The following is a 22,184-nucleotide window of genomic DNA, read 5'->3' as shown; positions in this document are numbered from 1 at the left end:
AATGACCCCTGTTGGCTCTGGCCGGCAGGGGTTTTTTGCTATGATGGAATGCTGATTAATCGCTAAGGTAAGTTCATGCAAAATTCTCTGATAAAAAATGTGGTGATTGTCGGCGGTGGTACTGCCGGTTGGATGACAGCGGCGGCTCTGGCGACGGTATTGCGCGGGAAATATTCTATCCGTGTAGTGGAGTCGGATGAAATTGGTATTGTCGGTGTCGGCGAAGCGACCATACCAATGATTCAGCGATTCAATCAGGTGCTCGGTATTGATGAGAATGAATTTCTCAGAGAAACGCAGGGTACGTTTAAATTGGGTATCGAATTTGTCAACTGGGGCAAACTGGGTGATCGCTATATCCACGGATTCGGGACGATAGGTCAGGATCTGTTCACGGTACGCTTTGATCAGTACTGGCAAAAAATGCGCAGCCTTGGCAAGGCAAAAGGTCTGGGCGAATACTCGATCACCCGCATGGCGGCACTGGCGAATAAATTCATGCCAGCGCGTCACGATGTTCCTAATTCTCCTCTGAATCAAATTGCTTATGCATATCATTTTGATGCGAGTCTGTATGCGAAGTTTTTGCGCAAATTTTCTGAGGCGCGCGGTGTCAAACGTGTCGAAGGTAAGATTGTCCAGGTAAGTCAGCGTGAGACAGATGGCTATATCGATGCAGTCGTTTTGGAAAACGGTGAGCGTATTGAAGGTGATTTATTCATTGATTGCTCTGGCTTTCGCGGTCTGCTCATCGAACAGACGCTCAAGACCGGTTATGAGGACTGGACGCATTGGTTGCCATGCGACCGTGCTCTGGCGGTACCCTGTGAATCTGCGCCTAAGCTGACTCCCTATACAAGGTCAACTGCACACAAAGCCGGCTGGCAGTGGCGGATTCCGCTACAGCATCGCATTGGCAATGGCCATGTGTATTGCAGTCAATTTACCAGTGATGATGAAGCGGCCGCTACCCTGCTGGCAAATCTGGACGGTAAACCGTTAGCAGAACCTCGTATGCTGAAATTCAATACAGGTATGCGTAAGCAAGGCTGGAATCGTAATGTGGTTGCCATCGGTTTATCCAGCGGATTTCTGGAGCCGCTGGAGTCAACCAGTATTCATTTGATCCAATCGTCGATTTCACGACTCATCGATTTTTTCCCGAACCAGGGATTCAATCCGACCGAGATCAGTGAATATAATCGCCAAAGCCGTTTTGAATACGAACGTATCCGTGATTTCGTGATTCTTCATTACAAGCTCAATCAGCGTGATGATGCAAGCTTCTGGAAGTCTTGTGCTGAGATGCCTGTTCCTGACACGCTGGCGCACAAGATGGATTTATTTAAAACCAGTGGACGTCTGTTGCGTATTGATAATGAATTATTTTCCGAAGTAGGCTGGCTGCAAGTGCTGGAGGGGCAGAATCTGAAGGCGGATAGTTACCATTCATTGGTCGATCTACAATCTGAGGCCGACATTATTGAGTATATGGAGAGCGTTAGGGACGTCATCGCCAAATGCGTAGATGTCATGCCTGACCATGCAGCGTATATAGCCCATCACTGCGCTGCAAAATCTTAATATCAGGATTTACATAAAACGATAATGCCTGTTGCTATACAAATGGAACCCGCATGCTATCTGCGGTTTCCAGAAGCATGTTGTGCCATCAGGCGCATTCTGCTTGTGGGTTCATTTTGATATCGATATTTCATGAAATTGCTTACATCCGCTTTTCTCCGTGTCTCCGTGTATTTGTTGTGAGTGGTGAGTAGTTTTAGTTTTTGCGTAAATCCTAAATAGGTAGTGCATCGCTCTGGCTCGTCTTGAGCGGTTACAGGTTCTTCACCTAATTATTTTTCTGGTTACTGGAAAACACATGTCAATTGTTATGAGTACGACGGAAATTTTTCTGATCGCGATGTTTGTTATTTTTACCGTGCCTTATCTTATCTGGCGCGTGGGCAGGACGGATTATTTTGCACCTCTGGTTGTGGTGCAGATTATTACTGGAATTTTGCTGGGGCCTGGCATTCTCGGAGCGGCATTTCCCGGCTATTACCAGTTTGTTTTTAATCCTCAGGTGATTCAGTCTTTGAACGGTATTGCGTGGTGGGCAGTCATGATTTTTGTGATGATTGCCGGTATTGAACTTGATTTGAAAAAAGCATGGGAACATCGCCGCGAGAGCGGCATTACGGCGAGTCTGGCACTGGGGATGCCTCTATTGTTTGGCTGTGTCGCCGCAGTGGGTATGCTGACGGTTGACGGATGGGTGGGGAGCAAGGCGTTGACCTGGCAATTTATCCTGGGAATAGGCATGGCATGCGCCGTGACCGCTTTACCTATTCTTATTTTGTTGATGGAAAAATTGGATGTACTGCGGCAGCCGATTGGTCAGCGGATCTTGCGCTATGCCAGTCTCGATGACATCGCAATTTGGGGTGTGCTTGCCATCATTTTGCTCGACTGGACGCGCGTCGGAAGACAGTTGGCTTTCTTGTTGCTCTTTGCTGCAGCGACCTACGGCTTTCGCAGGCTGATGGTATGGCTGCAAGAGCGCGACAGCTGGTATGTCGGCCTGATCTGGCTGGCTGCCTGTAGTTTTGCGGCAGATTGGGCGGGCCTGCATTTTATGGTCGGTGCTTTCCTTGCGGGCGCGGTGATGGATGCGCATTGGTTCAATCAGGAAAAAATGGACTTGATGCGCCATCACGTACTGTTGGCAATCATGCCGGTGTTCTTTTTAAGTACAGGGTTGAAAACGAATTGGGCGCTTGGTGGGGTAACCGTTTTTATTGCTGCAGCTGTGTTGCTGGTGGCATCTGTGGCTGGCAAACTGGTCGGGATCCAGGTCGCGGGAAAAATCCTTAAATGGGAAAAAGGAGAGGCGTCGATTATCGGATGGTTACTGCAAACCAAGGCGCTGATCATGATTATTTTCGTCAATATCCTCCTCGACAAAAATATCATCACAAACGAAACCTTTACGGCCTTATTGCTGATGGCAATCGCCAGTACGATGCTGACGGTGCCTATGGTGTATCCGAAATTGCAGCGACTCAAGGCGATTATTTTAAAATCGAATTAGGGGCGTACATTTTTGCCATCAAATTAATTTGGTAGTAATGCTACAAAAACAGCGTTATTTGATGGATTTTTCAGTGAATTTGAATACTAAAACCATTATAATCATGCAATTTTTCTCGAGAATTTAAATTTTGTAGTTTTGGTACAAAATGCTATGGTAGTATGGCTGTAAAAATAGTGCGAAAGGCGAGCGTCTGGGTGGTGGTGGTTCGCCCGTATAAATTGATCGCTTACATAAAATATTAAAAAAGATTGGGGACTGGCAGTATGCATACATCGACAAACAAGCCACAGCTTTCGTTCTGGCAGCTCTGGAACATGAGTTTTGGTTTTTTCGGTATCGAGTTTGGATTCGCTCTGCAGCGGAGTAATACCAGCCGTATTTTTTCTACCTTGGGTGCGGATCTTGACAGTCTTTCTATCTTGTGGCTGGCTGCACCGATTACCGGATTGTTGGTTCAACCAGTGATTGGCTACCTGAGCGATAACACCTGGCACCCAGTTTGGGGGCGTCGTCGGCCTTTCTTTTTTATTGGTGCGGTATTGGCAACAATGACGATGTTTCTGATGCCCAATTCGTCGATGCTTTGGATTGCCGTGTTGGTGCTTTGGTTGATGGATGCATCTCTGAATATTTCTATGGAGCCATTCCGCGCTTTTGTCGGAGATAAATTGGATGCTAGTCAACAAACCAGTGGCTTTGCGATGCAAACTTTCTTTATTGGTTTTGGTGGTGTGATTGCATCGTTGTTACCTACGTTATTTACTGATTATCTGGGCGTGAGTAATACCCCGGTCAACGGAGCGATTCCGGATACGGTTCGGTATTCATTTTATGTCGGTGGCATGGTGTATTTATTTGCAGTGTTATGGACAATATTTACCAGTAAAGAAAATCCGCCGGAAAACTTGCAAGAATTTTTAACCGAGCAATCGCGTAACCGGAAGATGTCTCATGCATTGAAAGAGATTTTTGCCGGTTTTTTTCAAATGCCAAAAACTATGGTGCAACTTGCTCTCGTGCAGTTTTTTTCTTGGGTAGCGTTGTTTTCTATGTGGGTCTATACCACGCCATCGATTGCTGATGTTGTATTTCACTCTGTAGACGCGCAGTCGGGCGTTTATCAAGAGGCAGGTAATTGGGTCGGCATGATGTTCGCTGTCTATGGCTGCGTATCCGCGATTGTGGCGTTTTTATTGCCAGTGCTTGCAGCCAGGACCAGTCGTAAGTTTGTACATATGCTTTGTCTGATTATTGGCGGCGTCAGTCTGATCAGCATCTTTGCCATCACATCCAAACAAATGTTGTTACTGCCTATGGTGGGTGTTGGTATTGCATGGGCTAGTGTACTGACTATGCCGTATGCAATTCTGGCGGGAGCCTTGCCGGCAAATCGTATGGGTTACTTCATGGGGCTATTCAATTTTTTCGTTGTTATTCCTCAGATCGTGGCAGGTGTCGTACTTGGCGCCATGCTGAAGCATTGGTTCAATAATCAATCGGTCAAGGTATTGATGCTCGGTGGTGCCTGCATGATTCTGGCGGGTTTTTTGACGATGTTTGTAAAAGACGATGCCGCTACAAAATAAAATGGCCGGTCTGTCCAGATAGTCAATTCGCTTATCTGGATGTGATCGTAGCGTCAATCTTACCCACTTTCGATTTGATTGGAATTCTGCGCATGAAATTTTTTGCGATTCCACTTGTTCTTGTTTGGTTTTTTTCGAGTTTTTCGACGTTAGCTATCGCCAGCGATCAAGTGGCAAAGCCGCTTGCCAGTCATGCTGCTGGTGCTCCGTTTTTGTGGAAAAACGCGACAGTCTATTTCCTGCTTACAGACCGTTTTTATAATGCGGATACTGCGAACGATCTTGCATATGGTCGCCGTTCTGACGCTGCGCCATTGCGTGGATTTATGGGCGGCGATCTCGCTGGCATCACGGCGAAAATTAAGGCGGGTTATTTCAAAGATCTCGGCATTGATGTGATCTGGCTGACACCGCCTGTGGAGCAGATTCATGGCTCGACGGATGAGGGGACAGGGAAGTCCTATGGCTTTCACGGATATTGGGCGCGGGACTGGACTCGTGTTGACGCGAATCTGGGTAGCGATAACGACATGCGTGAATTTGTTGACACTGCTCATGCACACGGTATTCGTGTCCTGCTGGATGTGGTGATGAATCATACCGGACCTGTAACCACGAGTGATCCAGTCTGGCCGGATACCTGGGTTCGTACCGGACCACCATGTACCTATAAGGATGTTACCAGTACGGTCGATTGCACCTTAGTCAAAAATCTTCCCGACGTGTTGACTGGCAGTAATCAGGCTGTCGCGTTGCCGCCAGCATTGGTAGAAAAATGGAAGTCAGAGGGACGCTATGAACGTGAAGTTAAAGAACTGGATGAGTTCTTCACACGCACAGGCTGGCCGCGTGCGCCACGTTATTACCTGATGAAATGGCATGCAGACTGGGTCAAAAAGTTTGGTGTCGATGGCTTCAGGGCAGATACAGCTAAGCACGTAGAGCCTGCTGTCTGGAAAGAATTGAAGCAAGTTGCCAGTGCTGCATACGAGGATTGGAAGTATCGGCATCCAGATAAAAAACTGAGTAACGATCCCTTCTTCATGACGGCAGAAGTCTACGGTTACAGTATTGCAGAAGGCTTGTATTACACAATGGATGGCGGTAGTCGCGTTAATTTTTATGACAACGGCTTTGATAATCTGATTAATTTCGGCTTCAAGTCTGACGCGAACCAGTCATATGAAGCCTTATTCAGTAATTATTCTGCAAAAATAAACGGACCTTTAAAAAGCTATTCCGTGCTGAACTACATCAGCTCACATGATGATGGCGAGCCTTTTGATCGCTTGCGTCAACGACCGTTTGAAGCTGCTACCAAATTATTATTAAGTCCGGGTGCTGCGCAAATTTATTATGGTGATGAAACAGCCCGGGTCTTAGTCGTTGACGGCGCTGAAGGTGACGCAAACTTACGCTCACCGATGAACTGGAGTGAGTTGAGTGCAAATGCCGTACGTAACGGAGTAAGTCCTGCCGACGTACGCACACATTGGAGCAAGCTGGGCCTGTTCCGTCACGCACATCCGGCGGTGGGGGCAGGTGTCCATCAGAAAATAGCGGAGCAGCCATATACCTTCAGACGCACCTATGAGGCGAACGGAATCAATGACAAGGTCGTTATCGCGCTTGATGTGCCGGTAGGGGGGACGGTTGCGATTAGTGTGGCAGGTGTTTTCGCCGATGGACAGAAAGTCAGAGACTACTATTCCGGAACGAGTACCACGGTTGCTAACGGTAAGGCCTTGTTTCCCGGTAGTGCTCCGGTGATTTTAATCGCTGCCGAATAGATGAGTGCAGCTTATTCCGATGAATGTTTTTTGCCGAAAAAATGAATCAAGTCAGATGATTATGCTCTCCACAATGAAAAAAAATCAGATAATCCAGTGCGCCCTGCGTGCTGTAATCAGCATATTTCCGCTTACGCTGGCGAGCAATGTAATGGCGCAAAATATAAATCGGACGATAGAGAGCATTACAGATAAAGCCAACTATCTTGAGATTAAAACCAATGATGGCCGCTATCTCATTAAGCCATATTCCGACAAAATTATCGAGACCAGTTTTATTCCAGATGGTGAGAACTTTGATCCGGCATCACATGCCGTCGTCATGGTCCCATCGGGGATAAAGCACAAGCTGACGGTCATGTCCGGCAAGCTTGAATATCGTGTTGCTGAGATGCATGTCAGTATCAACAAGTCACCTTTTCAGATCAGTTATTTTTATAAAGGAAAGCCGTTGCTTTCCGAGAAAAATGGTTATGTAAAAAAAGAAGGCGCCGAGATTCTGGACTTTAATCTTGATGCTAGCGAAGCACTGTATGGCGCTGGTGCGCGCGCTTTGGGAATGAATCGTCGCGGTAATCGCCTGCCTCTCTACAACAAGGCACATTACGGTTATGAGGAGCGGTCTGAGCAAATGAACTTTGCCATGCCCTTGGTATTCTCTTCAAAGATGTACGGTCTGCATTTCGATAATGCGCCGATTGGCTATCTGGACCTGGACAGTAAAAAGGATAAGGTATTAGCGTATGAAACGATCAGTGGTCGTAAAACGTATCAGGTCATCGCCGGTGATAGCTGGGAAGAACTCGTCGGCAATTATACAAATTTAACGGGCAAACAACCCTTGCCACCACGCTGGACTTTCGGGAATTTTGCCAGCCGCTTTGGTTACCATTCAGAAGCAGAGGCGCGCTCTGTTCTCGATAAATTTGAGATGGAACAAATTCCGGTTGATGCGATTATTTTTGATTTGTACTGGTTCGGTAAAGACATCAAGGGGACTCTGGGAAATCTGGAGTTTGATAAAGATAATTTCCCTGATCCGAAAAAGATGATTTCGGATTTCGCAGATAAAGGCGTTAAAACGATATTGATTACCGAACCGTTTATCCTCACCACATCCGGTAAATGGGGCGAGGCAGTACAAAAAAATATTCTCGCTACCGATAAAAACGGGAAACCATTTACCTATGATTTTTATTTCGGCAATACCGGTTTGATCGATATTTTTAACCCTCCGGCACAAGACTGGTTATGGAATATTTATAAAAATTTAAAAAGCGAAGGCGTTGCCGGTTGGTGGGGTGATCTGGGGGAGCCTGAGGTGCATCCTTCAGCCTTGCAGCATAAGACCGGATCTGCCGATCAGATGCACAATATCTATGGACATCAATGGGCCAAGCTTATTGCCGATGGATATAAAAAAGAATTTCCCGGGCAAAGACCTTTTATCCTGATGCGATCCGGTTATTCTGGCTCGCAGCACTACGGCATGATTCCATGGTCAGGCGATGTGAACAGGACTTGGGGCGGACTTCGCTCGCAGCCTGAAATTGCATTGCAAATGGGTATGCAGGGGATGGCGTATATGCACTCTGATCTTGGTGGATTTGCAGGGGCGAATCTTGATGATGAGCTGTATACGCGCTGGCTGCAATACGGCGTCTTTCAGCCAGTGTTCCGTCCGCATGCTCAGGAAGAAGTTGCCTCTGAGCCAGTCTTGCGTGAGCAAAAAACGAAAGAGTTAGCCAAAGCAGCGATTCAGTTGCGCTATCAGTTATTGCCGTACAACTATACGCTGGCATTTGATAATAACCAGCTTGGCGTGCCCTTCATGCGCCCCTTGTTCTATGCGGAGCCAGCAAATCAGGCACTGTTTAATGTGGCTGATACCTATTTTTGGGGGAATGACTTTTTAGTCCATCCCATCATGACGGCGGGAGAAAAAGAAGCAAGTATCTATTTTCCCGCAAAGAACAACTGGTTTGATTTTTATACGGATCAGCGATTCAAAGGCGGTACTACACAATCCTTGCCGGTAGTTAATTCGCATATTCCGGTATATGTCAGGGCGGGTGCTTTTATTCCGATGATCAATGTGATTCAAAATACGACAGCGTATTCCACCAAATCATTGAATTTGCATTACTACCATGATGCGTCCGTAACGAAGAGTAGTGGCAAATTGTATGAGGACGATGGTGAAACGTCTTCCGCATTTGAAAAAGGACGTTACGAATTACTGGAATTTTCCAGTACATTTGCTGCGCAGCAGTTGAGCTTGCATCTTGGCAACCGACTTGGGCGTCATGTCGACTCTATCGACAGAAAAGTGACTGTCTGTGTACACAACGTATCCTCGAAACCGAGCGCAGTAAAATTGAATCAGCGCGCTATTCCGTTCGTATGGGATACGCAGAAAAAGCAATTAAATATCATGGTCGACTGGCGTGCAAATATCGCGCAGACAGTCACTGTGCAGTTCGCACATTAGACGGGAACACAATTACGTAAAGCGCGGACGATCAGCTGAAAAGTAGCTGGCTAAATTAAATTCCCCAACGGGCAAGTAGCAGATAAAGCTCACTAGTCAATTAGAATGCGAAGTAATGGCGTGATAAATTGAAAACAGCAATGAATCTTAAGAACCTGGCACGGAATCTCGGTATTTCCGAGACCACAGTAAGCCGTGCATTAAACGGCTATCCTGAGGTCAGTGAAAAGACACGGCAGCGTGTCATGGCGGCGGCCAATGCGGCGGGCTACCGGCCCAATCCGATGGCGCGTAGTCTGGCTGTCGGGCGGACGAATGTCGTTGGTATTATTCATCCGCTTTCGCCTAATGATCTCGCTGATCCTATGTTCATGGAGATTGTCGGCGGTATGTCGGCGACTCTGGAAGAGCGTCAGATGGATTTGATCATTGCGCCGGTATCGCCCGCCAATGAGCTGCGTGCCTATCAGCATATGGTGCAGGAGCGGCGTGTTGATGGCCTGATCGTCGGTCGTACCCGTTTGAATGATGCACGTGTCGCCTACCTGACAGGGCAGGGTTTGCCTTTTATCGCTCACGGACGTACGCAGGTCAATGAGCCGCATGCCTGGTTTGATTACGACAATGAGGAGGGGATGCGCATTGCCGTGAAACATCTGCTTGCCTACGGTCATCAGCGCATTGCTCTGATCAGTGCGCCTCTGGAGATGAACTTTGCACGTCAGCGCTATAACAGTTTTGTTACTGCCATGAGCGATGCCGGGTTGCAGGCCGATCCGCGCTATCTGATCGACAACACCATCGACCGGCGCAGCGGTTATCAGGCAATGCAGCAACTTCTGAACGGATCGACCATTCCGAGTGCTGTGATTGTCGATAATCATATGTCAGGCGTAGGTGCAATGCGGGCTTTGCTCGATGCCAGAATAGAGATTTCTTCGGCAATCTCCATCATTGTCTGGGGCAAAATGGAAGATTCATTAGCCGGTTACAACGTCACGACGATTGACCAACCGCGCCCTGATCAGGCGGGTAGTCGCATGATAGAGATGCTTCTCGCTTTACTTGACGGTACGCCGCCATCCGAACTTCAGGTGTTATGGCAACCGATATTACTGGCAGGTGAGACGGTTGGTGTTTGTAAATAATCTCCGCGTAAATTTTTACGTACTTCTTGCATGGCTTCCGGCTATCTGCCGGCTGAATGTTTCCTGTGTCAGCCCTATGCATAACGATGCCCGGTATTTCTGTGAATTCATGTAAATATGCAAGTAATCCAAAGCGCTTTGGATTATACTTTAAGGAATTCAAAGCGCTTTGGATTTGATCTTGCCAAAGGTTGGTAAGACAGTTTTGCGCTGAGTAATTGTGGATAGCAGGTAATTGATTTCTGCTAGATAGATAAAATAAGAGACATGGTATGAACGATCTGCACGAAAAATCGGAACAAAAGTCAGGCAAGAATTCTGCTGGCAAGGCTGACTGGTGGCGCGAAGCCGTGATTTACCAGGTGTATCCGCGTAGCTATCTGGATACGAATGGTGACGGCATAGGTGATTTGCCCGGCATCACTGCCAAACTCGACTACATCGCCAGTCTCGGCGTTGACATTGTATGGATCTCGCCATTCTTTACATCGCCGATGAAGGACTTTGGTTACGACGTATCTGACTACTGCAATGTAGATCCCTTGTTCGGTACTCTGGCTGATTTTGATCGTCTGATACAACGTGCGCATACACTGGGTTTAAAGATCATGATTGATCAGGTGCTATCTCATACTTCGGATGCTCATCCGTGGTTCGTCGAGAGTCGTAGCAGCCGAACCAATTCAAAAGAGGACTGGTATGTCTGGGCCGATCCTCAGGCCGACGGGACGCCACCGAACAACTGGATGTCAATTTTTGGCGGCTCTGCGTGGCAATGGGATACTCGTCGCCTGCAATATTATCTGCACAATTTTCTGACCAGTCAGCCAGATATGAATTTCCATCAGCCCGCTGTACAACAGGCGCATCTGGATAATATGCGCTTCTGGCTAGAACGGGGTGTCGATGGATTCCGTCTTGATGCCTGCATTTTTCATTTTCATGACCTGCAGCTACGTAGTAATCCTCCTGCGGCAAAGCAAAACACTACCAGCGTTTCCGCAGTTAATCCGTATGGGATGCAAGCCCATATCTACGACAATACTCGTCCTGAAAATCTCGCGTTCTTTGAAAAAGTCCGTTGTCTTTTAAATGAGTATGACGCGATTTCTATCGGTGAAATCGGTTCAGATGATGCGCTCGGCGTGATGGCAGAATACACCGCTGATAACAACAAGCTGCACATGGCCTACAGCTTCAATCTACTGACATCTGATAAGTCGGCTCAGTACATCCGCTCCCAGGTTGAGGAGTTCGAGCGGCGTGTAGTGGGCGGTGGCGCCTCCTGGTCCGTTGGCAATCATGACGTTGCGCGCGTAATGAGCCGCTGGGGCGGTGCTCAAGCCACACCTGAATTCGCCAAGCTCGTCCTCGCAATGCAGTTGTCATTAAAGGGAACGCCATGCCTGTATCAAGGGGACGAGTTGGCTCTGGTTGAGGCTGATTTACCTTATGAAGTGTTGCAGGATCCTGTCGGTATTACTTTCTGGCCTGAGTCTAAAGGACGTGACGGCTGCCGTACACCGATGCCTTGGGATGCTGCTTCGGCGAATGCCGGATTTTCCGAGGGTCAACCCTGGCTACCCGTGCCGGCAGTGCATCGTACCGCTGCTGTATCACTTCAGGAATCTGATCCGGATTCGGCGCTGAACTTCAGTCGTCATATTCTTCACTGGCGCAAGAAAATTCCTCAACTGACGCGTGGCGATATCGCTTTCTTTATAGTACCAGAGCCTGTACTGGCATTACGCCGCAGCCTTGATGGCATGCCCAGTGTGATTGCAGCATTTAACTTAGGTAGTGAGGCCATCACGTTTGACTGGCCTGATGCCTCTGGATATGTGGCGATGAGCGGACATCGCTTGCTTGGAGATGTACAGGGTACTCAAGTGAGCTTGCCAGCTTATGGCGCATGGTTTGGCATACAAATTCAGGCGTAAGCCCCGATTCTGGCGAAGGTTAAAAAGTAGGTGAAAGCGCCGGAATATAAAAACAGGAACGTGTGCTGAAATTAATATAGAAACCAATACATAAATAAAATAAAGGGCAGATTATCTGCCCTTTATTTTATTTATTCGTTTGCCTATGTATTTACCTATGTATTTGTCTTTTTTATTTCGCAAATACTTTATAGTCCCAAGGTTTCAAAGTGAATTTTTGTGAGCCTGTTGAAAGTAATTTTTCGCCTGACATGACATCAACCATGCCCTTGTCTTTGAGAACATGATTGATTGTTGCTACCTGCTCTTTATTCGATAAATTAAAAATGGCCACAATTTTATTACTCTCTTTTTTTCGGGTAAATGCAAACACATTGTCGTCATTGCCAGTATTGATTTTGACTAACTGACCACCGGCAAGTCCGTTCCACAATGCTTTGTTCGTTTTCTTCAATTGAAATAATTTGGTGTATAGCTGTTTGAACGGATGATCTTTCCACTGAATAGGGTCACGTTCAAAGAAGTCCAGGCGTTTGGTATTACCGGCCTCCTGTCCGCTATATAGCAGCGGCATTCCCTTGAGCACATTTGACAGCACCAAGAACGATTCCGTCGCGTCGCCAAGCCGCTCAAATTCTGTTCCTTCCCAGCTATTCAGGTCATGGTTCGTAATGTGCAGCATGCGATAAGAATTTGGATGATAGTTTTTTTCCTCACCATTCAGGTAGGCATCTAAATCTTTCGCAGATTTTTTACCCTGAGCGATATCATTGAACAAGTCTTTGAATTGCCAGCCATAGGTCATGTCGAAGGCTTTTTCCTGCAATTGGAATTCGGTTGCTTCCGCCAGCATGAAGACGGGTTTGGTCTTGTCGAGTGCCACTCTCGCTTCATTCCAAAAATCGACTGGCACCATTGCGGCAACATCACAGCGGAAGCCATCAAGCTGATATTCAGTAAGCCAGAAACGCATTGCCTCGATCATTTCGCTGCGCAGTTGTTTGTTCTCATAGTTCAATGCAATAACGTCCATCCAGTCAGGAACTGGTGGCGTGAAATTTCCATCCTTATCTTTTTTATAGAAATCCGGATGTTCTTTTGCCCACGGATGATCCCAGGCTGTATGGTTAGGAACCCAGTCGATGATCACATACATCCCGGCGGCATGAATAGCATTCACCAGATGTTTAAAATCAGCGGGTGTACCAAATTCCGGATTGACACCACGATAGTCTTTTACCGCGTAATAACTACCTAAAGTGCCTTTACGATTTGTCTCACCGATAGGATTGATCGGCATCAGCCAGATCACGCTGACGCCCATCTTTTTTAATTCTGGCAAATATTCTTCAAATTTTTGAAAGCTACCTTCTTTTGAGTGCTGGCGAATATTCGCCTCATAAATCGTGGCATTTTTTGTCCATGCCAGATGTTTCACTGAAGATTGCACTTGTGCGTAAACGGTAAGTGGTAAGAGGGTGCTGGCACTCAATGCAAGTAAGGTAAGGAGTTTTTTCATGTTGCCCTCAAAGAGATCAGTCGTTAAAAAGTAGAATATGTTCAACCAGCTATCAATCAGTTATTTGTCAGAGTTCGTTGATGTCGATAATCGTCGCTGAGAGCGGTGGTAAATGCAGGAGTTTTTTCAAATCGATCTCTTGTCCTGTCAAAACATTGCGGCCCTTTGCCGTGGGGCTTAACATTTCAAAAAAGCGTGAGGTGGCGAGATGAGTTTCAGTATTATTTTTGTTTAATATCACCATCACTTTTTGGGTGCCGGTATAACGAAAATAAACATAACAACCGTTTTCCGGAAGGTAATGTAATAACTTTCCCTGATGAATGGCGGTAGAGGTTTTTCGCCAGTTCAGCAATTGACGCATAAAATCTTGCGCTTCTTTTTGCGCCTTACTTAATCCCAGTCCTGTAAATGCACTGACCTTGTCACCCGCCCACCCGCCGGGGAAATCACTGCGCACCTTGCCGTCGTCACGTTTTTTCGGACTTTGCATCAACATTTCTGTACCGTAAAAAAATTGCGGAATACCCCGCATCGTAGCGAGATAAGCTAATGCTATTTTGTAATGCGGGAGGCTATTATTTAATGCTGAAAAAAGCCGGCTCGTATCGTGGTTACCCTCAAAAATAACCAGGTTACTGGCATCTGGATAGACAAAGTCATTGGCAACTGCCAGATACATTTTCATCAAACCTTCTGCTGTTGACTCCTCACCCATCAAGCCCGCACGCAGACTGTCATGCAGGGGAAAATCCATCATGCCTGGCATGCTGGACGCATAACCGTCCGGATTATATTTTCCTCGCTGCCAGTAAGCGACGATGGCGGGGTTATTGCTCCACTCTTCGCCGACGAGATTCAGGCGTGGATATTCATTGATCACACTACGCGACCAGTCAGCGAGAAAATTTTTGTCCGAGTAAGAATAGGTATCAGTACGAATGCCGGACAGATCAGCGTATTCAATCCACCAGATAGTGTTTTGTATCAGGTAAGTTGCTAGCAGGGAATTGCGCTGATTCAGGTCAGGCATTGTGGTCGTGAACCAGCCGCTGGTGAATTTTTCTTTATCGCCTTGTGCTGCATGCGGGTCTTGCACTGTGCTGCGTGCATGCGAGGTTTCTGTATATTTGTCCGGAAAATTCAACCAGTCAGGCGATGGCATGTCCTTCATCCACCAGTGCCCGGATCCTATATGGTTCAACACGATGTCTTGAATAAATCCCAGGCCTTTGCTTTTCGCTTTACTAACCAGCTGGCGATAGTCCTCGTTACTTCCCAGTCTGGCGTCGACCTGATACAGGTCAGTTGCTGAGTAGCCGTGATAGGAATAAGCAGCCTGATTATTTTGTGTCAATGGCGTCGGCCAGATCGTGGTGAATCCCATTTGAGCGATGTAATCCAGATGGTCGCTAATACCTTGTAAATCACCGCCATGCCTGCCGCCGGGTTTGGTGCGATTGCTACTTTCTATGAGTTGTGGAACCGAGTCATTAGCCGGATTGCCATTGGCGAACCGGTCGGGTACTAGCAGATATATTGCATCGGACGGACTGAATCCTTTGCGTTGTGCAGAGTGCTCACGGCGGGCATTGAGCTGATAACCAGTGTGCAGAACCTGGATTCCCTGGCGGCTAAAGTTGATATCCAGTTTACCCGGTAAGGCCTGATGAGTGATGTCGAGCTGGATAAACAGATAGTTAGGATTGCTGACTCGCTGGACGGACTTGATGGTGACCCCGGGATACTGGATGTCCGGAGTTAATTCTGCAATACGGTGACCGTGCACCATTAACTCTAGCTGCGGGTTATTCATTCCCACCCACCATGATGCCGGTTCCAGGTGCGTGATCTGGTAATCCGCTGATGCAGTTGCTGTAGCTTTTACCGGGGCAGCGAGTGTTTGAGCACTCACCGTATTAGTGAGCTGTCCGCTCAGGCTAATCAACGCAAGCAGGGAGTAGAGTAGCTTCATTGGATTTAAATTATTTGGATTTATCAATTCAAGCTGCACACTTACTTTATAGGTCAGAAATCGCTAAGGCGTCACATTGATTACCTGCACAGATTGTGCTGCCATCGTGATCTGGGAATTTCCCGATCCATCGGCAAGGATTGTCGTTCCGCTTTGCGGATAGAGGCTTGCCAGACTGGCGTTAGCAGATAAATTACTCAGACTTGCCTGTGCTGATGTACTGCCGTAATTAATCAATATCAGTGTTTTTTCGCTGCCAGACTGGCGTTGAAATCCTATGAGGCTGCCGGAGACAAACACATTGCTGTAATTACCCTGACTGACTGACATGCGGCTATTGCGCAAATTGAGCATGGCTTTATAAAAGCTGTAGATAGAGTTCGGATCTGCGATTTGTGCGGCGACATTTTGTGCTGCCACATTCGCGGATAAGGCGCGGAATGGCATTCCCGTACTGAATCCGGCATTGCTTGCATTATTAGTCCAGCTCATCGGTGTACGTAACTTGGGATCGCCACTCAGTGTAGCGGCTCCTGCCATACCGATTTCTTCACCGTAGTAAATAAATGGCGTACCCGGTTGCAGTAAATAAGTGGCGGCGGCGAGTTTATATTTGGCCGTGTCTCCCCCGACCTGATCCCATAAGCGATCCCCTGCAAATGAATCATGGTTCGAGACCATGGTCGAAACCTCGGTTGTCATCGTCTTGAAGTAATTCGCGACGGCATTGATCGCATCCGTTTTACCTTTCGCTGCGTTCACGATGTCGTAATTATGGCCAAAGCCAAAGGCGCTGCCGCAGACATTGCCAGCAGAAAATCCTGCTACGTCTTCAGGTGCTTCGCATACCATGAAACGACGTTGATACGCATTGACGGCTTGGTGAACGCTGCCCATGATAGGGTAGTTTTGGGGTTGGTCGTACCAGTCATTCGGGCCATTTTCGACCAGATGACCGACGGCATCAAAACGAAAGCCGTCAACCCCGCGATTCATCCAGAAGCGCAGATTATCCTGATGGTAGCTAAGCACTTTGGGATTGAGCATATTGAAGTCGGGCATCTGTGACCAGAAGCCTGCAAAATAAGCGCCGTTTGAGGTGCTGTACCAGGGATTCGCGCCAAAAATACTCCAGCCAGCCGGAGCCGTATCTTTCCAGACATACCAGGAGCGATAATCATTTGAAGGCGATGCGGATGAGTTGATAAATAGCGGATTCTGCGCTGCGCTATGGTTCATTACATAGTCGAGAATAATCCCGATACCGCGTGCGTGTGCTTGTTTGACGAGCTCATCAAAATCGGCGAGATTGCCGTATCCGGTTTCAATATTCCGGTAGTCGCTGACTGCATAACCATGATCCGCATCCTGACTGCGTGTGACTGGCATTAGCCAGATGCCCTTAATTCCTAAATCCCGTAAATAGTCGAGACTTTGCGTGACACCTCGCAAGTCACCGACGCCATCGCCGTCGCTATCTTTGTAGCCGCGTACATAAATTTCTATGAATGCCCCTTTGCTCCATCCATCGGGCAAGCTGCTGATAGTGTTGCCGGTAGACACGCTGCTGATATCGACAGGCGGCAAACTCGGCGGCGGTGCTGGTGTCGTTGGTGTGGATGGTGTACCGGGTAGTGAGGCGGTTGCGCTTGATCCTGAGCCACCGCCACAGGCGCTGACCGCTAGTACAAACGCGAGACATGTGACTGAAATCGACGGCCGCACATCGACCGCAGAATGAACTGAGTTAGGCATACTTGTCTCCATGTATGTAGATTAACTACACACTATTTATAGGTATATTTTAGGTTTTTCCAAATTTTCACCCAATTTTAAGCTTTAAAAACAAGCTTGGCTAATATTATTTGTAGTTATGCTACAATAAAATCAGTGATGAAAATGGTGCTCTACTACGCGAACCCGGGGTTGCTCTGAAGGTATGTGCGCATGTCGCATCGCTAATGAGTTGAATAAAAAATTGAGATATGGACAGCAGGCATATGGGGCGAATCAGTGTGGATAGCATGGGGGGTAAGTTAGAGAACAGGCCGGAGAATCAGGGCATGATTGCCAATGTTATTTCTGGCATTTCCATCATCAAGCGCAATAAGATGTGGTGTTCGCTGATTGTTGTGGCTCTCGTCATCAGTATTTTGCAAAGCAATCAGGTTGCTGCTGCGAATCGCTTTCCACAGATGAGTGCCGGTATTGAGGCATGTAACGAGTCGCAATTTCAAACGGTATTGCACGCTGCAAAAATGCCGGCAGAAGCGCGCGCAGTCTGGCTTGATGCCGGATTCATTCAGTGGCCGTCGAAGGCCAGTACCGGACAATTCAAGCTTTATTATTCCGCTACCGCTCAGGTAGTTGCACAAGTCGGCGAGCGGGTTCGTGATGCTGATGGCGTCCTGAGTCTCAAGGTTTTTGATGCTGCTGTGCCAGCACCTGTGGCGACACGTTTTAGTTATCTCGCTGATGGTGTGGTGCTTCAGCTTGCAAAGCCGGACGCCATGCGCGTTGCTGAACTGCTCCGTCAGCAACTGATCCTCGTCCAGGAAAATGCAGACGGCGTCGTATTAGCATCCACCCATTTGCAAATAGCGGGTGTTGTTGATGATGTATTTGATGCAGCAACAACGGCCTCTGATCTCGGTGTTACTGTCGCTGCAAGGGCGACTAAATTCCGTCTATGGGCACCGACTGCCCAGCAGGTCTATGTGTGCAGCTTTGATACCGGTAGTGGCAAGGCTGCCGCTGTAGAGCCGATGTTGCGCGATCCTGCAAGCGGTATCTGGACTTTGGTCAAACCGCATAATTTATCCGGAAAATATTATCAATACCTGCTTGATGTGGTGGTGAATGGCGTGGGGGTTATTCGCAATCGGGTGACGGATCCTTACTCCGTCAGCTTAACCACTGACTCAAAACGCAGCTATATCGCCAGCCTTGATGATGTGCGGTTGAGGCCTGATGGGTGGGATGCAGTCACGGCACCCGCGCCATTGAAGTCGCAAACCGACATGGTGGTGTATGAGTTGCATGTCAGAGATTTTTCTATTAATGATCCTACTGTCAGTGCTTCTCATCGCGGTAAATATGCTGCATTTACAGAGACGAATTCAAATGGCATGCGACATCTGCAAGCGCTCGCTGCATCGGGTTTAACGGATATTCACCTGCTACCTATTTTTGATTTTGCCACAGTGCCGGAAAAAGATTGTCTGACGCCCGTCATCCATGGGACGGCCAGTGATACTACGCAGCAGGCTGTCATCGTGGCGAATGCCGCAAAAGACTGTTTTAACTGGGGCTATGATCCTTATCATTACAATGCACCCGAAGGGAGTTATGCCACGGATCCGGCGAACGGTGCGACCAGAATCACAGAGCTTCGTCAGATGGTGATGGCGTACATCGTGCGGGATTGCGTGTCGGTATGGACGTCGTTTATAACCATGCCGCAGCAGCGGGTCAGAAAGAGAAATCCGTTCTCGATAAAATTGTCCCCGGCTATTATCACCGTCTGAATGCGAGTGGTGCAGTCGAGCAATCGACCTGCTGTGACAACACAGCGACCGAAAATAAAATGATGGCAAAACTGATGGTTGATTCTGTTTTGCTCTGGGCAAAACACTACAAAATCGATTCGTTCCGCTTTGACCTGATGGCACACCAGCCACGTCAGCTTATGGAGCAATTGAAGGCAAGGCTGACATCAGTTGCTGGCCGTGATGTGCAGCTCATCGGTGAGGGCTGGAATTTTGGTGAGGTAGAGAATGGTGCGCGTTTTGTGCAGGCGTCGCAACTCTCGCTGAACGGATCTGGCATAGGGACATTCAGCGACAGAGCCAGAGACGCGATACGAGGTGGCGGTGCGGCAGAGTTGGGTGACAATCTGGTGAAAAAACAGGGTTATATCAACGGTCTTTTTTATGCACCTAATGAGCTCGCCAGTCAGTCGTTGAACCGCACTGAGGTTCAGCAATTGATGGACGCCGCCGATATGGTGCGCGTCGGTCTGGCAGGCTCACTCCGTGATTATCTTTTGATGACACGGCGCGATGTTCAGGTGCCGCTGGCGAAACTGGATTACAGTGGTCAACCCGCCGGGTATATCAGTGAGCCGTCCGAGGTGGTTAATTATGTAGAAAATCATGATAACCAGACCTTGTTCGATGCGAATGCCTACAAGCTACCCACGACGACCAGTCATGAAGACCGGACGCGGGTGCAGATGCTGGGCGCGGCTATTAATGCGTTCAGTCAGGGCGTTGCCTATTTTCATGCGGGTATTGATACCTTGCGCTCTAAGTCGATGGATAAAAATAGTTTTGATTCGGGTGATTGGTTTAACCGGATTGACTGGTCGTATCAGGACAATTATTTTGGAACCGGCTTGCCACCATCAACAGATAATGCTGCCGAATACGCGATCCTTATTCCCTTGCTGAGCAATGCGGCAATCAAGCCGCGTCCCGGTGATATTGCGATGGCACGCGATATGTTTCGTGACTTGTTAAAAATCCGGGCAAGCTCTTCTTTGTTTCGCCTGAAAACGAGCGCAGATATTCGCCAGCGCCTGCATTTTTACAACACAGGCTCGCAGCAAAATCCTGTGCTGCTGGTCGCACATCTTGACGGGCATGCTTACCAAGATGCGGGCTTTAAAAGTTTGATGTACTTCATCAATGTGGCACCGGCCAGCCAATCAATCAACATCGCAGCAGAGGCTGCAAAAAATTACGTGCTGCATCCGGTGCATGGTCAGCCGGGCGCGGCAGATCAGCGACCTGCGCAGTTCGCAAGCTATGATGCGGTGACTGGCCAGTTCACTATTCCTGCCAGGAGTGCGGTGGTATTTGTGGAGCCTTAGTTCACCAGGTCGGTGGACTGCCGGAACTCATTACATCAACAGAAATGAGTTCCGGCGGAGTGGGTTAATTCTGTGAATAAGGACGCCCAATTGATTGGCGGCGGGCTATTCTAAGCAGGCTTTACTCTACTTGCTGTTCAATCGCCATTGCTGCGCCTGTCAATGCCGCTAACGTGTCGGTAATCAAGGCGGTAGGGATGTGCTTCAGATAGCCGTCGAAGCGACCTTTTGCTTCAAACCGCTCACGAAATCTGGATTGAAAGAAGTAATCACCGAGGCGAGGTACGATGCCGCCGCCGATATACACGCCGCCGCGCGCCCCCAGAATCAGGGCAACGCTGCCCGCGAAACTACCTAGCAAGGCGCAAAATATATCCAGGGTTTTAGCGCAGACAGGATCGCTGTTTGCCAGGCCTTGCTCAACGATCGCTTCAGCCGAGAGTTCAGTGGTGCTGACTTGCATGACTGTGGCAACCGCTCTGTGCAATACCGGCAAGCCGATCCCGGATAGCAAACGCTCTGCTGAGACATGTGGGTATAAGGTACGGACGTGATTCAGCAGCGCGCTCTCAAATTCATCGCCAGCGGCTAATGTTGCATGACCGCCTTCTCCCGGTAGCGCGATCCAGCCCTTTTTGGTTTCAATCACGCCGGCGACACCGAGACCGGTTCCCGGGCCAATCACCGCCAGAGTGCCTGTCTGCACCGGCAGCGGGCCATTGGATTTTAGTTGTGCTGCACTTAGCCGCGGCAGGGACAGGGCGAGTGCTTCAAAATCATTTAATACAATGAACGTATCCAGTTGCAATGCCGATTGCACCGCGGCTCTTGAGAAGCTCCAGTGACTATTCGTGAACACAACCTGGTCACTGGCAACGGCGGTCGCTACCGCAAAAGCTGCGCAGCGCGGTGCCTGGTAATCCTCTTTGAGCTGTGCAGCAAGATCGGCAAGGTAAGCATTGGTTGCGGCAACCGGATCGGTAAAGCCAATGACAGGTAGCGTACGGACAAATTCGATGCCCGCATCTTTACGGGCGATCCAGCCAAAGCGCGCATTACTGCCGCCAATATCCGCGACCAGCCACGGAAAAGTAGTGGAGGATAATTTATTCATTGAAACGGATGCCATCACCTTGTTACTCCTTGCTCTCTGATGTGCTTGCGCAGCGGTGGCCGCCAGCAGGGCGCCTCTGGGGATGTGAGCGACAAAAAAGTTTTTGCATGATGATTGCCAGAAAATTAAATAGTAATTTATGAGTGTAATGTAGCAAAACTACAGTTTCGATGCAACCGATAAACGAGGAAAGCCTGAAAAACACGGTCACCGAGATAAATTCTTCTCGTCAAGCTTGAGTTTTCCCGTTTGTAATGAGGTGCTGAGCATCATTTATAAGGAGTTGTTATCAAGCTTCGTATTGAAAGATCACTTCTATAGGACTGGCACAAAAACCAAGACCACGATCCCTCAGCAAAGCGGCACTGAACCACGGAGAAAAGGCAGGAGTAAGCAGTTCCGCCAAATATCGATTAAAGAGTTTTCAGAAGTTAGTCCCTATTAGAAAAAAAGAACCCGCAAGCCGGATGCGCCTGTTGGCATGAAAAGCCTTTGAAAGCCGCATGCAGCCTGCGGATTCAATATGACTGTGGTGTTGGATTGTCGTTTTGTATCAGTCCTGTCTACGTAAGTCAGTCAGAATGGCTAAGGTTCTGGCGGAATGAGCTGCTATCTCGGGAGTTTATGCTCTATGATGGGTGTGTTGTAGTG

General features: G+C 48.2%; 13 protein-coding genes. 9 read left to right on the top strand and 4 right to left on the bottom strand.

Translation table 11 applies throughout. The features are described from left to right. Window positions 1-75: 75 nt before the first annotated feature. The 7 genes from ACO0K4_RS15380 to ACO0K4_RS15350 all read left to right on the top strand — a co-directional run bounded on the left by ACO0K4_RS15380 (window position 76) and on the right by ACO0K4_RS15350 (window position 12,052). On the top strand, window positions 76-1,584 hold the full coding sequence (locus tag ACO0K4_RS15380) for a tryptophan halogenase family protein (RefSeq protein ID WP_422957530.1): 1,509 nt from the start codon (window positions 76-78) through the stop codon (window positions 1,582-1,584). A gap of 298 nt (window positions 1,585-1,882) precedes the next feature. After that, complete coding sequence (locus tag ACO0K4_RS15375) at window positions 1,883-3,094, top strand: cation:proton antiporter (protein ID WP_422957529.1); 1,212 nt, start codon at window positions 1,883-1,885, stop codon at window positions 3,092-3,094. A 266-nt stretch (window positions 3,095-3,360) separates the two neighbouring features. Next, entirely contained in the window at window positions 3,361-4,683 is a 1,323-nt protein-coding gene (locus tag ACO0K4_RS15370; protein WP_422957528.1) for an MFS transporter, read from the top strand. Between the two features lie 92 nt (window positions 4,684-4,775). Next, on the top strand, window positions 4,776-6,473 hold the full coding sequence (locus tag ACO0K4_RS15365; RefSeq protein ID WP_422957527.1) for an alpha-amylase family glycosyl hydrolase: 1,698 nt from the start codon (window positions 4,776-4,778) through the stop codon (window positions 6,471-6,473). A gap of 151 nt (window positions 6,474-6,624) precedes the next feature. Beyond that, a complete protein-coding gene (locus ACO0K4_RS15360) occupies window positions 6,625-8,964 on the top strand; it encodes a TIM-barrel domain-containing protein (protein ID WP_422957526.1) in 2,340 nt (779 codons plus the stop codon). Window positions 8,965-9,104: 140 nt separating this feature from the next. Beyond that, window positions 9,105-10,112 carry a substrate-binding domain-containing protein gene (locus ACO0K4_RS15355; protein ID WP_422957525.1) on the top strand — a complete coding sequence of 336 codons (1,008 nt, stop codon included), beginning with the start codon at window positions 9,105-9,107 and terminating at the stop codon, window positions 10,110-10,112. A 272-nt stretch (window positions 10,113-10,384) separates the two neighbouring features. After that, on the top strand, window positions 10,385-12,052 hold the full coding sequence (locus tag ACO0K4_RS15350) for an alpha-amylase family glycosyl hydrolase (RefSeq protein WP_422957524.1): 1,668 nt from the start codon (window positions 10,385-10,387) through the stop codon (window positions 12,050-12,052). Between the two features lie 172 nt (window positions 12,053-12,224). On the opposite strand, the gene ACO0K4_RS15345 is transcribed toward ACO0K4_RS15350, so the two are convergent. The 3 genes from ACO0K4_RS15345 to ACO0K4_RS15335 form a co-directional block, all read right to left on the bottom strand. Next, on the bottom strand, window positions 12,225-13,571 hold the full coding sequence (locus tag ACO0K4_RS15345; RefSeq protein ID WP_422957523.1) for an alpha-amylase family glycosyl hydrolase: 1,347 nt from the start codon (window positions 13,569-13,571) through the stop codon (window positions 12,225-12,227). A gap of 67 nt (window positions 13,572-13,638) precedes the next feature. Continuing rightward, window positions 13,639-15,546 (bottom strand): glycoside hydrolase family 13 protein, encoded by a 1,908-nt coding sequence (locus tag ACO0K4_RS15340; RefSeq protein ID WP_422957521.1) that lies wholly within the window; start codon window positions 15,544-15,546, stop codon window positions 13,639-13,641. A gap of 63 nt (window positions 15,547-15,609) precedes the next feature. After that, the gene (locus ACO0K4_RS15335) at window positions 15,610-17,301 is read right to left on the bottom strand and encodes an alpha-amylase family glycosyl hydrolase (protein WP_422957520.1); all 1,692 of its coding nucleotides are present in this window, start codon (window positions 17,299-17,301) and stop codon (window positions 15,610-15,612) included. A 245-nt stretch (window positions 17,302-17,546) separates the two neighbouring features. Here ACO0K4_RS15335 and ACO0K4_RS15330 point away from each other — a divergent pair, with 245 nt between their 5' ends. Then, a complete protein-coding gene (locus ACO0K4_RS15330; RefSeq protein ID WP_422957518.1) occupies window positions 17,547-19,073 on the top strand; it encodes a hypothetical protein in 1,527 nt (508 codons plus the stop codon). After that, window positions 18,983-20,419 carry an alpha-1,6-glucosidase domain-containing protein gene (locus ACO0K4_RS15325; protein ID WP_422957517.1) on the top strand — a complete coding sequence of 479 codons (1,437 nt, stop codon included), beginning with the start codon at window positions 18,983-18,985 and terminating at the stop codon, window positions 20,417-20,419. The genes ACO0K4_RS15330 and ACO0K4_RS15325 overlap by 91 nt, the downstream gene beginning before the upstream one ends. A gap of 121 nt (window positions 20,420-20,540) precedes the next feature. On the opposite strand, the gene glk is transcribed toward ACO0K4_RS15325, so the two are convergent. Further along, window positions 20,541-21,548, bottom strand: a complete 1,008-nt coding sequence (gene glk, locus ACO0K4_RS15320) for a glucokinase (protein ID WP_422957516.1) — start codon at window positions 21,546-21,548, stop codon at window positions 20,541-20,543. Between the last annotated feature and the right edge of the window lie 636 nt (window positions 21,549-22,184).

This window comes from Undibacterium sp. RuTC16W, assembly GCF_049339445.1.
Classification (GTDB): Bacteria; Pseudomonadota; Gammaproteobacteria; order Burkholderiales; family Burkholderiaceae_D; genus Undibacterium.
Note: the sequence above shows the minus strand (reverse complement) of the source record. Positions and strands in the feature narration are given on the sequence as shown.

Bases quoted from the DNA above. Each gene is read 5' to 3' on its own strand.
- ACO0K4_RS15380 (WP_422957530.1), top strand. From the start codon at position 76: ATGCAAAATTCTCTGATAAAAAATGTGGTGATTGTCGGCGGTGGTACT.
- ACO0K4_RS15375 (WP_422957529.1), top strand. From the start codon at position 1,883: ATGTCAATTGTTATGAGTACGACGGAAATTTTTCTGATCGCGATGTTT.
- ACO0K4_RS15370 (WP_422957528.1), top strand. From the start codon at position 3,361: ATGCATACATCGACAAACAAGCCACAGCTTTCGTTCTGGCAGCTCTGG.
- ACO0K4_RS15365 (WP_422957527.1), top strand. From the start codon at position 4,776: ATGAAATTTTTTGCGATTCCACTTGTTCTTGTTTGGTTTTTTTCGAGT.
- ACO0K4_RS15360 (WP_422957526.1), top strand. From the start codon at position 6,625: ATGGCGCAAAATATAAATCGGACGATAGAGAGCATTACAGATAAAGCC.
- ACO0K4_RS15355 (WP_422957525.1), top strand. From the start codon at position 9,105: ATGAATCTTAAGAACCTGGCACGGAATCTCGGTATTTCCGAGACCACA.
- ACO0K4_RS15350 (WP_422957524.1), top strand. From the start codon at position 10,385: ATGAACGATCTGCACGAAAAATCGGAACAAAAGTCAGGCAAGAATTCT.
- ACO0K4_RS15345 (WP_422957523.1), bottom strand. From the start codon at position 13,571: ATGAAAAAACTCCTTACCTTACTTGCATTGAGTGCCAGCACCCTCTTA.
- ACO0K4_RS15340 (WP_422957521.1), bottom strand. From the start codon at position 15,546: ATGAAGCTACTCTACTCCCTGCTTGCGTTGATTAGCCTGAGCGGACAG.
- ACO0K4_RS15335 (WP_422957520.1), bottom strand. From the start codon at position 17,301: ATGCCTAACTCAGTTCATTCTGCGGTCGATGTGCGGCCGTCGATTTCA.
- ACO0K4_RS15330 (WP_422957518.1), top strand. From the start codon at position 17,547: ATGGGGCGAATCAGTGTGGATAGCATGGGGGGTAAGTTAGAGAACAGG.
- ACO0K4_RS15325 (WP_422957517.1), top strand. From the start codon at position 18,983: ATGGACGTCGTTTATAACCATGCCGCAGCAGCGGGTCAGAAAGAGAAA.
- glk (WP_422957516.1), bottom strand. From the start codon at position 21,548: ATGGCATCCGTTTCAATGAATAAATTATCCTCCACTACTTTTCCGTGG.